12 protein-coding genes are annotated in these 14253 nt (G+C 63.5%); all 12 read left to right on the top strand.

All coding sequences use genetic code 11. The features are described 5' to 3' along the window. Positions 1–85: 85 nt before the first annotated feature. The 12 genes from IVA95_RS22675 to IVA95_RS22730 all read left to right on the top strand — a co-directional run bounded on the left by IVA95_RS22675 (position 86) and on the right by IVA95_RS22730 (position 14142). Positions 86–1681 (top strand): ABC transporter substrate-binding protein, encoded by a 1596-nt coding sequence (locus tag IVA95_RS22675; protein WP_247512507.1) that lies wholly within the window; start codon positions 86–88, stop codon positions 1679–1681. Positions 1682–1785: 104 nt separating this feature from the next. Beyond that, complete coding sequence (locus IVA95_RS22680) at positions 1786–2766, top strand: ABC transporter permease (protein ID WP_057844461.1); 981 nt, start codon at positions 1786–1788, stop codon at positions 2764–2766. Between the two features lie 11 nt (positions 2767–2777). Beyond that, complete coding sequence (locus IVA95_RS22685) at positions 2778–3749, top strand: ABC transporter permease (protein WP_247512508.1); 972 nt, start codon at positions 2778–2780, stop codon at positions 3747–3749. Next, a complete protein-coding gene (locus IVA95_RS22690) occupies positions 3746–4744 on the top strand; it encodes an ABC transporter ATP-binding protein (protein ID WP_247512509.1) in 999 nt (332 codons plus the stop codon). Before IVA95_RS22685 ends, IVA95_RS22690 begins: the two co-directional genes overlap by 4 nt. Beyond that, entirely contained in the window at positions 4741–5739 is a 999-nt protein-coding gene (locus tag IVA95_RS22695) for an ABC transporter ATP-binding protein (protein WP_247512510.1), read from the top strand. The genes IVA95_RS22690 and IVA95_RS22695 overlap by 4 nt, the downstream gene beginning before the upstream one ends. Positions 5740–5839: 100 nt before the next feature. Beyond that, the gene (locus tag IVA95_RS22700; RefSeq protein WP_247512511.1) at positions 5840–7645 is read left to right on the top strand and encodes a gamma-glutamyltransferase family protein; all 1806 of its coding nucleotides are present in this window, start codon (positions 5840–5842) and stop codon (positions 7643–7645) included. A 12-nt stretch (positions 7646–7657) separates the two neighbouring features. Next, a complete protein-coding gene (locus tag IVA95_RS22705) occupies positions 7658–8362 on the top strand; it encodes a DUF1028 domain-containing protein (protein ID WP_247512512.1) in 705 nt (234 codons plus the stop codon). Further along, positions 8359–9348 (top strand): ABC transporter ATP-binding protein, encoded by a 990-nt coding sequence (locus IVA95_RS22710; RefSeq protein ID WP_247512513.1) that lies wholly within the window; start codon positions 8359–8361, stop codon positions 9346–9348. The genes IVA95_RS22705 and IVA95_RS22710 overlap by 4 nt, the downstream gene beginning before the upstream one ends. Before the next feature lie 169 nt (positions 9349–9517). Continuing rightward, on the top strand, positions 9518–10627 hold the full coding sequence (locus IVA95_RS22715) for a dipeptide ABC transporter ATP-binding protein (RefSeq protein ID WP_247512514.1): 1110 nt from the start codon (positions 9518–9520) through the stop codon (positions 10625–10627). Positions 10628–10650: 23 nt separating this feature from the next. Then, on the top strand, positions 10651–12162 hold the full coding sequence (locus IVA95_RS22720) for an ABC transporter substrate-binding protein (protein ID WP_247512515.1): 1512 nt from the start codon (positions 10651–10653) through the stop codon (positions 12160–12162). A gap of 147 nt (positions 12163–12309) precedes the next feature. After that, positions 12310–13251, top strand: coding sequence for an ABC transporter permease (locus tag IVA95_RS22725; RefSeq protein ID WP_247512516.1), 942 nt, complete (start codon positions 12310–12312; stop codon positions 13249–13251). Between the two features lie 3 nt (positions 13252–13254). Next, entirely contained in the window at positions 13255–14142 is an 888-nt protein-coding gene (locus tag IVA95_RS22730) for an ABC transporter permease (RefSeq protein WP_247512517.1), read from the top strand. The last annotated feature ends 111 nt before the right edge of the window (positions 14143–14253 follow it).

Consider the following 14253-nt stretch of genomic DNA (forward strand, 5'->3'; position numbering starts at 1 on the left):
GAAGCTTGCGCAGTGGCTGGACTCTGGCAACATGGCTCGGCAATATCCGGCGGAAATTGCTGATCAAAGTGGGGAAATCGAACAAATGTCGGTACGTCAGACTTTGCTTGCAGCGGTCACGGCTTCCATCCTTGCCGTGGCAATGGCGCCGGCATCGGCCCAGACCCTGCGCTACGCCAACCAGGGCGACCTCAAGTCGCTGGACCCGTACACGCTGAACGAGAGCACCACCCACGCCCATCTCGCTCACATCTTTGAAGGTCTCACCGCCCGCGACAAGGATCTGAAGGTCATCCCCGCTCTGGCGGAGAAATGGGAAACGCCAGAGCCGACCCGCTGGCGGTTCCATTTGCGCAAGGGCGTGAAATTCCACAACGGCGATCCCTTCACCGCCGACGACGTCGTTTTTTCGGCGGATCGCGTCCGAAAGAAGGGCTCGAACCTGCAGACACGCATTCCCTCCGATGCCAAGGTCGTCAAGGTCGACGACTACACCGTCGATTTCATCCTGACCTCGCCCAATCCCATTCTCAATTCGCAATGGGATACCTGGTACATCATGAGCAAGAAATGGGCCGAGGCGAACAATTCCGTCGACCCGACACCCGCGGCGGCAACCACACCGAGCTTCGCCTCGCTCAACGCCAACGGCACCGGACCCTTCACGATCGAAAGCCATCAGCCCGGCGTCAAGACCGTGTTCAAGGCCAATCCGAACTGGTGGCGCAAGCCCGAACATAATCTCAAGGAAATCGTCTTTACGCCGATCGGCTCGGACGCCACCCGCGTGGCCGCACTGCTCTCGGGCGAAGTCGACGTTATCGAGCCGGTTCCGATCCAGGACATCACGCGCGTCGATTCCAGCCCGAACGCCCAGGTGCTGAAGGGACCGGAACTCCGCACCATCTTCCTTGGCATGGATCAGGTCCGCGACGAACTGCTCTACTCCAACGTCAAGGGCAAGAACCCGTTCAAGGACGTCAAGGTGCGCGAGGCCTTCTTCAAGGCTGTCGATATCGAGTTGATCAAGACCCGCGTCATGCGCGGCCTGTCGACGCCCTCGGCGCTGATGATCGCACCGCAACTGTTCAAACTGTCCGGCGACTTCACGCGGCCGAAATTCGATCCCGACGGCGCCAAGAAGCTTCTGGCCGAAGCCGGCTATCCCGATGGATTCGAAGTCACGATGGATTGCCCGAACGACCGCTATGTCAACGACGCCGGGATCTGTCAGGCGGTCGTCGGCATGCTGGCCCGCATCGGCGTCAAGGTGACGCTGCTGGCGCAGCCCAAGGCGCAGTATTTCGCCAAGGTGTTGAAGCCCGGCGGCTACCAGACCTCGTTCTATCTGCTCGGCTGGACACCCGGCACGCTCGACTCCCATAACGTCCTGTTCGACATCATGGGTTGCCGCGACGACCCGAAATCGGCGCGCGGCGAAGCCAATCTCGGCGGCTACTGCAACAAGAACCTCGACGCCCTCACCGACAAGGTGCTGCAGGAATCCGACATGACCAAGCGCGATCTCCTGATCAAGCAAGCGTACGAGATCGCTCAGAAGGATTTCGCATATATCCCGCTGCACCAGCAGGCGCTGGCATGGGGTGTGTCAAAGAAAGTGAAACTGAGCCAGCGCGCCGACAATCAGGTCCTGCTCTACTGGGCGACCAAACAGGACTAGTCGGGCTCGACACAGGTCCCGGCGGCTTAGCGGCTTCCGGGACTTTTCGTTTCCAGGCGACAGCGACGTGTGCCGCCGCACCAAGAGAGCAGCGAAAGGAATACATGCTCGCTTTCACACTTCGCCGCGCTATCCAGGCCATCGGCGTCATGATCGCAGTCGGCGTGATCGCGTTCTCGATGTTCCGTTTCGCCGGCGATCCCGTCAACCAGATCGTCTCATTGGACACGCCAGCCGCCGAACGCGAGGCGGTCCGCAAGTCGCTCGGCCTCGACGATCCCGTGCCGGTGCAGTTCGCACGCTATTTCGCCAATGCCGCGCAGTTCAAATTCGGGGTGTCCTACCAGTTCCGGCAGCCGGTTTCGAACCTGTTGATGGAGCGGATGCCGGCGACGCTGGAACTCGCCGCCTGCGCCACCGTCCTTGCCATGGTGTTCGGCATCCTGATGGGCGTCTATTCGGCGCTGCGGCGCGACACGATTCTCACAAAATTCTTCCAGGCGGTTTCACTGATCGGAATCTCGCTGCCGACGTTCCTGATCGGCATTCTCCTGATCTATCTGTTCTCGGTGACGCTAGGCTGGCTGCCTTCATTCGGCCGCGGCGACGTGGTGCGGATCGGATGGTGGACCACCGGACTGCTCACTCTTTCCGGCCTGAAGGCGCTGATCATGCCATCGATTACGCTGGGCCTGTTCCAGATGACCCTGATCATGCGGCTGGTGCGCGCTGAAATGCTCGAAGTGCTCCGTACCGACTACATCCGCTTCGCTCGCGCCCGCGGCCTCACCACGCGCGCGATCCACTTCGGCCACGCGCTGAAGAACACGCTGGTTCCCGTCATCACCGTCGCCGGGCTGCAGTTTGGCTCGGTTATTGCATTTGCCATCATCACCGAAACCGTCTTCCAGTGGCCGGGTATGGGACTGTTGTTCGTGCAGGCCGTGCAAAATGTCGATATTCCAATCATGGCCGCCTACCTGCTGATGGTGTCGCTGATTTTCGTTACCATCAACTTGGTGGTCGATATCCTCTACACCGTCGTCGATCCGCGCCTGCGCTCGACCATCCGCCGTCCGGCATAAGCGAGACTGATATGTCTGACGCCGTAGTACCACACCGAATAGAGTCGAGCCCGCAGCGGGCGCGCTCGAACGCGAGCTGGCTGAAGCGCGTGCTCGACAGCGATATCTTTTACTCGTTCCGCCGCTCCCGAATGACGATGGTGGCGGCGGCGGTAACGGTCCTGTTCTTCCTGCTGGCGATCTTTGCATCGCAACTCGCCGTGCAAAACCCGTTCGATCCGGCGCAACTGCAATTGATGAATTCGCGCATCTCGCCGCTGTGGACCGCCGAGGGTCAAAGCCCGTTCCTGCTCGGCACCGATGAACAGGGCCGCGACGTGTTTTCTGCCATCCTCTATGGCTTGCGGATTTCGCTCGTCGTCGGCGTGCTCGGCGTTATCTTCGCCGGCACGCTCGGCATCACGCTTGGCCTCATTGCAGGCTATGTCGGTGGCGCGGTCGACGGGCTGATCATGCGCATCGCCGACGTGCAGCTCACCTTCCCGGCGATCCTGATCGCGCTTCTGGTCAACGGCGTCGCCAAATCCGTGTTCGGCAACCGGCTCGATGCCATGAGCACGCTGGCGGTGCTGGTGGTCGCGATCGGTCTCAGTTTCTGGGTGCAATACGCCCGTACCGTACGCGGCTCGGTCATGGTCGAGAAGAACAAGGATTACGTCGCGGCCGCGCAACTGATCGGCCTGCCCGCTCCCAAGATCATGCTGCGCCACGTGCTGCCCAACACCATGGGCCCGATCCTGGTGATTGCGACCATCAATCTCGCGCTCGCCATCATCACTGAGGCGACCCTGTCGTTCCTGGGCGCCGGCATGCCCGACACCATGCCGTCGCTCGGCACCTTGATCCGGATCGGCAACAACTATCTGTTCGCCGGCGAATGGTGGATCGTCGCCTTCCCCGGCCTTGCGCTGGCCGGATTGATTCTCTCCATCAACCTGCTCGGCGACTGGCTGCGCGACGCGCTCAATCCAAAACTCCGATGACTGTTCCCGTCCTCTCCGTGCGTAACCTCGAGGTGGAATTCCTCACCCGCCGCAGCACGCTGCGCGCCATCAACGGCGTGTCCTTCGACATCGCCAAGGGCGAAGTGCTTGGCGTGGTCGGCGAATCCGGCGCCGGCAAGTCAGTCACGGGACTAGCCGTGATCGGGCTGATCGATCCGCCGGGCCGCATCGCCGGCGGCGAGATCTATTTGTCGGGGACGCGGATCGATCACCTGCCGCCGGAAGAAATCCGCCGTATCCGGGGCAAACGGATCGGGATGATCTTCCAGGATCCGCTGACGAGCCTCAATCCGCTCTACCGGATCGGCGACCAGATCGTCGAGACGATCCGAACCCACCTGAATCTTTCGGAGACGGCGGCACGCAAGCGTGCCATCGATCTCTTGGCCGAGGTCGGCATCCCCGCGCCGGACAAACGCATCGACGCCTATCCGCACGAATTCTCCGGCGGCATGCGCCAGCGCGTCGTAATTGCGCTGGCGATCTGCGCCGAGCCGGAACTGATCATCGCCGACGAGCCGACCACCGCGCTCGACGTTTCCGTGCAGGCGCAGATCATCTCGCTGATCAAACGGCTCGGGCGCGACCACGGCACGGCGGTGATGCTGGTCACCCACGACATGGGGGTGATCGCCGAGACCTCCGACCGGGTCGCGGTGATGTATTCGGGCCGGATCGCCGAAATCGGCCCGGTACAGGATGTCGTGCAGAACCCGCTGCACCCCTACGCCAAGGGCCTGATGGGCGCGATCCCGACGCTGGCGGGCGAAGGCAAGCGGTTGGTGCAGATACCGGGCTCGATGCCACGGCTGTCGGCGATCCCGCCGGGCTGCTCGTTCAATCCGCGCTGCGCCTTTGCATTCGACCGTTGCCGCGTCGATCGGCCGGAGCCGCTCAAGCACGGCTCGCACGCCGTAGCCTGCCATCTCTTCGATACCGCGCCCCACGAAGCGGCGAAGGAGACCGCGGCATGAGCCCGCCCTTTGTCGATGTGAGGAATTTGCGCCGCGTGTTCGACGTCTCGAAGCCGTGGCTCAACCGGGTACTGGAAGGCGGCCATCTGGAATTCCTAAAGGCGGTCGACGGCGTAACGTTCGACATCAGAAAGGGCGAGACTTTTGCTCTCGTCGGGGAATCCGGCTCGGGCAAGACGACGGTGGCGCGGATGGTGGTGGGGTTGCTGCCGCCGACTTCGGGCGAAGTCATCATCGACGGCGTGTCAATGACGAATCCCAGGCAGGCACAGGCACGGCAGCGGCTGCGCCGACGGATCCAGATGATCTTTCAGGACCCCTACGCGAGCCTCAATCCCCGCTTCCGGGTCGACGCCATCGTCTCCGAGCCGATCCGCGCCTTCGACTTGATCCAGGGCGAGCGCCATATCCGCCTGCGCGTCGGCGAATTGTTGAATCTCGTGGGCCTTCATCCCGATGACGGGCTAAAATATCCGCATGAATTCTCCGGCGGCCAGCGCCAGCGCATCGCGATTGCGCGCGCGCTGGCGTCAGATGCCGAATTCATTGTTTGCGACGAGCCGACCTCGGCGCTCGATGTCTCCGTGCAGGCGCAGATCCTCAATCTGATGCGCGACCTGCAGGACAAATTCGGCCTGACCTATCTCCTCATCAGCCATAACCTCGCCGTGGTCCGCCACATGGCGACGCGCATCGGCGTGATGTATCTCGGTCGTATTGTTGAAATCGCCGAAGGCCGCGAATTGTTCGCCAATCCGCGGATGCCCTACACCAAAATGCTGCTCGGCGCGGTTCCTGATCTCGCGATGTCCGGCCGGCAACGTATTCCGGTCAAGGGCGAGATCCCAAATCCGATCGATCCGCCGCCCGGCTGCGCCTTCAACCCGCGCTGCCCGCTCGCGTTCGATCTGTGCCGGCGGCAGGCGCCCGCTTTGATCGACGGTGTTGCCTGCCATGCTGTCAACCATCCGGTTGAGGCCACCGCCTTGGTATGATCACGGAGATGGGTGCATTGCGTGGCATCCCAGCGGTTGGCATCCAGCCTCGCCTGTGGTCAAGTGTTTCAGCACCGCGATACCACGGCATTGGATTCCCATGAGCAACATCAATCCCGATCCGTTCACCACAAGGCCGGAGATCGAAGGCACCTTTGGCGTCGTGACCTCGACCCACTGGATCGCGACCGCCGTCGGGATGAGCATTCTGGAAAAAGGCGGCAACGCATTCGATGCCGGCGTTGCCACCGCCTTCACGTTGCAGGTGGTGGAGCCGCACCTGAACGGCCCCGGCGGCGACGTGCCGATCATCGTGCACGACACCAGGCGCGGCCGCACCGAGGTGATCTGCGGCCAGGGTCCGGCGCCTGCGAAAGCAACAATTGCGCACTACAAGAGCGAAGGCCTGGAGATGGTGCCCGGCACCGGGCTGCTCGCCGCCTGCGTGCCCGGCACGTTCGAATCCTGGATGCTGCTCTTGCGCGATTACGGCACGATGCGGCTGCGCGATGTGCTGGAGCCGGCGATCGCCTACGCCCGCGACGGCTATCCGCTGGTCGAGCGTGCTTCCGCAACCATCCAGGTCGTCGAGCAGTTGTTCAGGAAGCACTGGGCGACCTCGGCGGCGGTCTACCTGCCGAACAACGAAGTACCGAGACCGGGCACGCTGTTCACCAACATGCAGCTCTCCGAAACCTACGCCCGTATCCTTAAAGAGGCGGAGAGCGCGGGCGGTGATCGCGTCGCACAGATCGAGCGCGCGCGAAAGTCCTGGTCGCAGGGTTTCGTGGCGGAAGCGATCGACAAGTTCTGCCGCACGCAGGACGTGATGGACGTCAGCGGCTCACCGCATCGCGGAGTGCTTTCCGCCGACGACATGGCGCGCTGGCAGCCGACCGTCGAGGCGCCGCTCACCTACGACTATGGCCGCTACACCGTCTGCAAGCCCGGCGTCTGGAGCCAGGGACCGGTGATGCTACAGCAGCTCGCGCTGCTAAAGGGCTTTGAGCTCGATGGACTCGACCCGGCCGGGCCTGACTTCATCCATCTACAGATCGAATGCGCAAAACTCGCCTTCGCCGATCGCGAGAAGTTTTATGGCGACCCGAAATTCACCGACATCCCGATCGCGACGCTCTTGTCGGACGCCTATAACGACGAACGCCGCAAGCTGATCTCGAGGGACAAGGCCTCGCTCGATTTCATCCCCGGCTCGGTCGAAGGCTTTGGCTCGGTCGTCAAGCTGCGCCGCGCCGAAGGCCATCGCGAGGCGGTCGGTGCCATGGGCGCGGGCGAGCCGACGGTCGGCCGGTTCGGCGAGGTGCGCGGCGACACCGTGCATTTCGACATCATCGACCAGGCCGGCAACATGGTCTCGGCCACGCCGTCCGGCGGCTGGCTGCAATCCTCGCCGGTCATTCCCGAACTCGGCTTCTGCCTCGGCAGCCGCGCGCAGATGTTCTGGCTGGAGGAAGATCACCCGGCAGCACTTGCGCCCGGCAAGCGCCCGCGCACCACCCTCTCGCCCACCATGGCGCTGCGCGACGGCGAGCCTTACATGGCCTGGGGCTCGCCCGGTGGCGACCAGCAGGATCAATGGACCACGCAGTTCTTCCTGCGACATGTCCACGCCAAGCTGAACCTGCAGGAAGCGATCGACGCGCCGGCGTGGCACTCCGAACATTTCCCGATCTCGTTCTGGCCGCGCACCGCGCGGCCCGGTGTGCTCGTGCTCGAAAGCCGTGTGCCGAAAGCGACCGTCGACACGTTGAAGAGCCGCGGCCATGTCGTCGAGATCGGACCCGAATGGTCGGAAGGCCGCCTCACCGCAGCATCCAAGGTCGGTCGCCGCCGTCGGGCTGCCGCCAATCCCAGGGGCATGCAGGGCTACGCGGCGGGCCGGTAGAGGCGACTTGAGATGACCTGGTCGATCATTGCCTGTGATTCCTCAACCGGTCAGATCGGCATCGCCGTCGCGACCCGGTTTTTCGCCGTCGGCGCGCGCGTGCCGCATATCGCGCCGGGGGTCGGCGGCATCGCGACGCAGGCGCTGGTCAATCCCTACTACGGCATTGATGGTGTGAAGCTGTTGCGCGAAGGCCGCAGCCCCCGCGAGGTGGTGGACATTCTGCTCGTTGCCGACGATGGACGCGAGGCCCGCCAACTGCATGTCATGGATATCAAGGGCCGCATCGCAGCGCATACCGGCCGCGAATGCATCGACTGGTGTGGGCATATCCAGGGTGACGGCTTCTCCCTCGCCGGCAACATGCTGACGGGCGCCGCCGTGCTCGACGACACGGCGAAGGCCTTTGTCGGCAATGCCAGCCTGCCCTTTGCGCAACGGCTGATCGTAGCGATGAAGGCCGGCGAAGCGGCCGGCGGCGACAAGCGCGGCAAGCAATCGGCGGCGCTGTTGATCCATGGCGAGGAAGAATGGTCCGATCTCGACCTGCGTGTCGACGACCATACCGATCCATTGGCCGAACTTGAACGTCTCGAACAAGTGAGCCGCGAACGCTGGGTGCATTTCCGTCCCTTCCTGCCAACGCGCAAAAATCCGGCGGGGATCACCGACCGCACGATCATTGATGCCCGCATCGAGGCGGCGGGCAAGGCATGACGGCAAACCCGCTGATCGAAATCGAGGGCCTGCGCGTGGTCTTCCACGGCGATGATGGGCGCACCACGCACGCGGTGGACGGTGTCGATCTCAGCGTCGCCAATGGCGCGACGCTTGGTCTCGTCGGCGAATCCGGCTGCGGCAAGAGCGTGACCTCGCTCGCCGTCATGGGATTGCTGCCAAAGCGCTCCGCTGAGGTGTCGGGTTCGATCCGTTTCGACGGTTTTGATCTCCTCGACATTCCCGATGATACGCTGCGCGATCTGCGCGGCAACCGGCTCGCGATGATCTTTCAGGAGCCGATGACTTCGCTCAATCCGAGCTTCACCATCGGCGACCAGATCATCGAGACCATCCTGCGCCACCGCGGCGGGTTGCGGCGGCAGGCGCGCGAGCGCGCGATCGAGCTGTTGCGGCGGGTGCATATCCCCTCGCCTGAGAAACGTGTCGACGAATATCCGCACAAGCTGTCCGGCGGCATGCGCCAGCGCGTGATGATCGCGATGGCGCTGGCCTGCGACCCGCGCCTCCTGATCGCCGACGAGCCGACCACCGCGCTCGACGTCACCCTGCAGGCGCAAATCCTCGATCTGATGCGCGAGCTGAAGGCCGCGAGCGGTGCCGCGATCATCTTGATCACCCACGATCTCGGCGTGGTGGCCGAGGTCTGCGATGAGGTCGCGGTGATGTATGCCGGCGAAATCGTCGAGCGCGCACCAGTCGACGAGCTCTTTGCCAGCCCGCAACATCCTTACACCGTCGGCCTGCTCGGCTCGATCCCGCGGCTCGGCCGCCGCACGGCGCATCTGGCGACGATCGAGGGCATGGTGCCGAACATGACGAACCCGCCACCCGGCTGCCGCTTCGCCGCGCGCTGTCCGTTCGCGCTCGACGCCTGCATCGCCACACCGCCGCCGCTTGCGATGGTGAGCGCGGGCCATGCCTCGCGCTGCATCCGCGCGCCGCTGGAGCTGCTGGTGTCATGATCACGCCGGTCTCGACGCTTGTACCCCGGGCGCAGTGCAGCGCAAGCACAGCGCAGCGGTGCACTGCAGAACCGGGGCCCATCGCCAGCCTCACCCACAATGGGTCCCGGTTCTGCAGCGCACCGCCAAGAGGCGCTGCGCTGCGCCCGGGACACGGGGAGTTTCCGCGATGACCGTCCTTCTCGAAGTGGAAGGCCTGGTGAAACATTTCGTCGCCGCGCGGTCGGTGTTTGGCCGGCCAACGGCTTACGTCAAGGCAGTCGATGGCGTCAGCTTCACCGTCGAGGCCGGCAAGACGCTGGCGCTGGTCGGCGAATCCGGCTGCGGCAAATCCACCGTCAGCCGGCTGGTGCTGCGGTTGATTGAGCCGGATGCGGGCACAGTTCGTTTCGAAGGCCGTGATCTCGGCGCACTCGACACCAATCAATTGCGCGCATTCCGCCGCAATGCGCAGATCATTTTCCAGGACCCTTATGGATCGCTCAATCCGCGCATGACGGTGAGCCAGATCCTGACCGAGCCGCTGGCGCTGCACGATCTGGCGCCAGCCCCGCGCCGCCGCGAACGGGTCGAAGAGCTATTGCGGCTGGTCGGGCTCGAGCCGCGCTTTGCCCGCCGCTACCCGCACGAATTTTCAGGCGGCCAGCGCCAACGCATCGCGATTGCGCGGGCGCTCGCTGTGCAGCCAAAACTGATCATCTGCGACGAGCCGGTCTCCGCGCTCGACGTTTCGATCCGCTCGCAAATCCTCAACCTGCTGCGCGACCTGCAACAGCGGCTCGGCCTCGCCTACATCTTCGTCTCACATGATCTGGCGGTCGTGAAGCACATCGCCGACCGCGTCGCCGTGATGAATCTCGGCGGCATTGTCGAGACTGCAGACGCCGAAGCGCTGTTCGCCGCGCCCCGGCATCCCTATAGCCGCGCGCTACTGTCGGCGATTCCCGTGCCCAAGCCGCAGGCCCGGCGCGGCCGCATCGTGCTGGAAGGCGAGATGCCGAGCGCGCTCAATCCGCCTTCCGGCTGCCGATTTCATACCCGCTGCCCTTACGTCATCGAGCGCTGCCGCACCGAAATTCCGCTCCTGCTCGCCGACGGCACGGGACACGCGACGGCGTGTCACCGCACGGCCGAATTGCCGTCGCCGGGGGCCATCGTTCCCGCCGATGGCGGATTTTCGCCGGTGCTGGAAAAATTGGTCGCCGCCTTCAGCGGTGGCACGGAAGGTGCAGGCCGCGTCGGGGTTGATGTACCAAGGACACGGCCAAGTGCGGTGTAATCGTGGATAAGGGGATGGCAGCAATGAAAATCTTTCGTTTGGCAGTCACCGCAGCGGCGCTGCTGCTGTCGCTTCCGTCGGCCGTTCAGGCCCAGACCACGCTGCGGATCGGGCTTGCCGAGGACCCCGATATCCTCGACCCGACCATGGCCCGCACCTATGTCGGCCGCATCGTATTCGCATCGTTCTGCGACAAGCTGTTCGACATCGACGAGAAGCTCGACATCGTGCCGCAGCTCGCGCTGAGCCACGAAACTTCGGCCGACGGCAAGGAAGTCACCATCAAGCTCCGGCCCGGCGTCAAGTTTCACGATGGCGAGCCGCTGGACGCCGAAGCCGCCAAATATTCGATTGAGCGTCACCTCACCATGCAGGGCTCGTTTCGCAAGCCGGAGCTGGCGAGCGTCGATCGTGTCGAGGTGGTTGATCCCCTTACCATCAAGCTTGGACTGAAGGCGCCGTTCTCACCGCTGATCGCGCAGCTTACCGACCGCGCCGGCATGATGGTCTCGCCGAAGGCCGCCAAGGAGGCCGGTGACAAATTCGGACTTCGTCCGGTCTGCGCCGGGCCGTACAAATTCGTCGAGCGCGTTCAACAGGACCGTATGGTGTTCGAGAAGTTCGCCGACTACTGGAACAAGGACAATGTGTTCATCGACCGCATCGTGTTCCTGCCGATCGTCGACGCCACGGTTCGCCTCGCTAATCTGAAATCCGGCGGGCTCGACCTGATCGAGCGCGTGCTTGCCACTGACATCAAGGATGTGCGGACCGATTCACGGCTAAAACTTTCGACCGCAATCGAGCTCGGCTATCAGGGCATTACGCTCAACATCGGCAAGGACAAGGCCAAGGGACCGCTCAGCCAGTCCGCCAAGGTTCGCCAGGCGCTCGATCTCTCGCTCGATCGCGAAGCCATCAACCAGGTGGTGTTCAACGGCGAATTCAAACCTGGCAATCAGTGGATTAATCCGGATCATCCCTACTATCAGAAAGCTTTTCCGCTTCGTGGTCGCGACGTCGCCAAAGCCAAGGCGCTGTTGAAGGAAGCCGGCGTCACGCCGCCGGTCAGCGTCGATTTCATGGTACCGAAGGGCGCCGAGACCGAAGCGGTTGCTCAGGTCGTGCAGTCGATGGCCTCTGAATCCGGGTTCGACATGAAGCTCAGGGTCACGGAATTTGCGACCTCGCTGAAACAGGCCGAAGCCGGTGAGTATCAGGCCTTCATGCTGGCCTGGAGCGGCCGGATCGACCCGGACGGCAATTCCTACGTTTTCCAGAAGACCGACGCACCGCAGAACTACAGTGGCTGGTCCAACAAGGAGGCCGACAAGCTACTTGACGAGGGCCGCCTCGTCACCGATCAGGCGCAGCGCAAGGCGATCTATGAAAAACTGGCCAAGATCGTGCTGGAGGAGAAGCCGCTGCTCTACATCTATCACCGCCGTATCCTGATCGCGCATACGACAAAGCTCGAAGGCTACAAGCAGATGCCGGACGGGCTGGTGCGCGTGGTTGGATTGAAGCTGAAGTGAGCATGGCGCGCGTCGTCTCGTGTCCCGGACGCGTTGCAGCGCGAAGCGGTGCAACGCTGAGCCGGGACCTACCGCCCCTCCCGCGTGGGTCCCGGTTCTGCAGCGCAGCGTTTCACGCTGCGCTGCGCCCAGGACACCGATAGCATCATGCTGAACTTCCTCGCGCGCCGCGTCGTCCAGCTCATCCCCACGCTGTTCTTCGTCTCGATCCTGATCTTTTCGCTGCAGCAATTGCTGCCGGGCGATCCGGCGCTGGTGATGGCGGGCGAGGAACGCGATCCTGATGTGATCGCGCAGATTCGCGAGCAGTACCGGCTCGATCAGCCGGTGCCGGTGCAATATGTCTACTGGGTCAAGGGCGTGCTGTCGGGCGATTTCGGCGAGTCCTTGCGCAACAAGGTGCCGGTGCGCGAACTGATCGCCCAAAAGCTGCCGGTCACGATGCAGCTTGCGTCGATGGCCATCGTCATCGCCTTTCTGATCGGAATCCCCGCCGGCATAGTTTCAGCGGTAAAGAAAGGTACGGCCTGGGACTATGGCGCCAATTTCTTTGCGCTGTGGAGCATCTCGACGCCGAATTTCTGGCTCGGCATCATGCTGATCTTCCTGTTTTCGATCCAGCTCGGCTGGCTGCCGGCATCGGGCTATGTGCCGCTGACCGAGAACTGGCGCGCCAGTATCGCCTCCACCATCATGCCGGCCTTCGTGCTTGGCAATGCGATCGCCGCGATCCTGATGCGACATACCCGCAGCGCCATGCTGCAGGTGCTGGAAAGCGATTACGTCCGCACCGCCCGCGCCAAGGGGCTTCTCGAGCGCTCGGTCATTCTCAAGCATGCCATGCGCAACGCGCTGACGCCGGTGATCACGCTCGGCGCGCTCGAGCTGGGCACGCTGTTGTCGGGCGCGGTGCTGACCGAGCAGATCTTCTCGATTCCCGGTTTCGGCAAGCTGATCGTCGATGCGGTATTCAACCGCGACTACGCGGTCGTGCAAGGCGTCGTGCTGACGACGGCGACGATCTACATTACCCTCAATCTCATTGCCGACATCGCCTATGTTCTTGTCAACCCGCGGCTGAGGGCCTAAGCCATGGCCGACACGACGCTCAATGCGTTACCGATTGCCGTCGCCGACGAGCTGGAGAGCCCGGCTCGCCGTGCGCTGCGCCGGCTGTTCAAGCGCAAGGGCGCGATCGCCGGCCTTATCGTGATTGGCACATTCGTGTTGCTCGCGGTGTTTGCGCCGCTGATATCGCCTTATGAACCGATCGCCACAAGCTGGTCGCTGGTGCGCAAGCCGCCGTCCGCGCTGCACTGGTTCGGCACCGACGAGCTCGGCCGCGACATTCTCGCCCGGGTGATCTACGGCGCGCGTGCCTCGCTTCTGGCCGGCGCCATCTCGGTCGGGATCGCGCTGTCGATCGGCGTGCCGCTCGGCCTGTTGTCGGGCTATCGCGGCGGCTTCATCGATGCCCTGATCAGCCGCATCACGGATGCGATGCTGGCCTGCCCGTTCCTAATCCTGGCGATTGCGCTGGCCGCATTCTTAGGCCCCAGCCTCGGCAATGCGATGATCGCGATCGGCATCTCGGCGACGCCGATCTTCGTGCGGCTGACCCGCGGCCAGGTGATGAGCGTCAAGGTCGAGGATTACGTCGAGGCCGCGCGCGCCATGGGCAATCCGCGCTGGCGCATCGCGCTGTTTCACATCCTGCCGAACATCATGCCGGCGCTCTTGGTGCAGGCGACGCTGTCGATCGCGGCTGCGATCATCGCCGAAGCAGCGCTGTCATTCCTCGGCCTCGGCCAGCAGCCGCCCGCGCCATCCTGGGGCAGCATGCTCAACGCCGCGCAGCGCTTTCTGACGAATGCGCCGTGGATGGCGGTCTGGCCGGGCTTGGCGATCTTCCTCGTGGTGCTGTCGTTCAACCTGGTCGGCGATGGTTTGCGCGACGCGCTGGATCCGAGGGAGCGGTAGAGGCGTCATTGCTGTCGATGTTCACTAATTCGCTGATTGGATCGCGGTGGTCTTGGTAGCGGCGAAGGCCTTGGGAGTTTGCCCTGCCAAGGCCTGATGGGGTCTGTGGTT

The sequence above is a fragment of the Bradyrhizobium sp. 157 genome (assembly GCF_023073815.1).
Classification (GTDB): domain Bacteria; phylum Pseudomonadota; class Alphaproteobacteria; order Rhizobiales; family Xanthobacteraceae; genus Bradyrhizobium.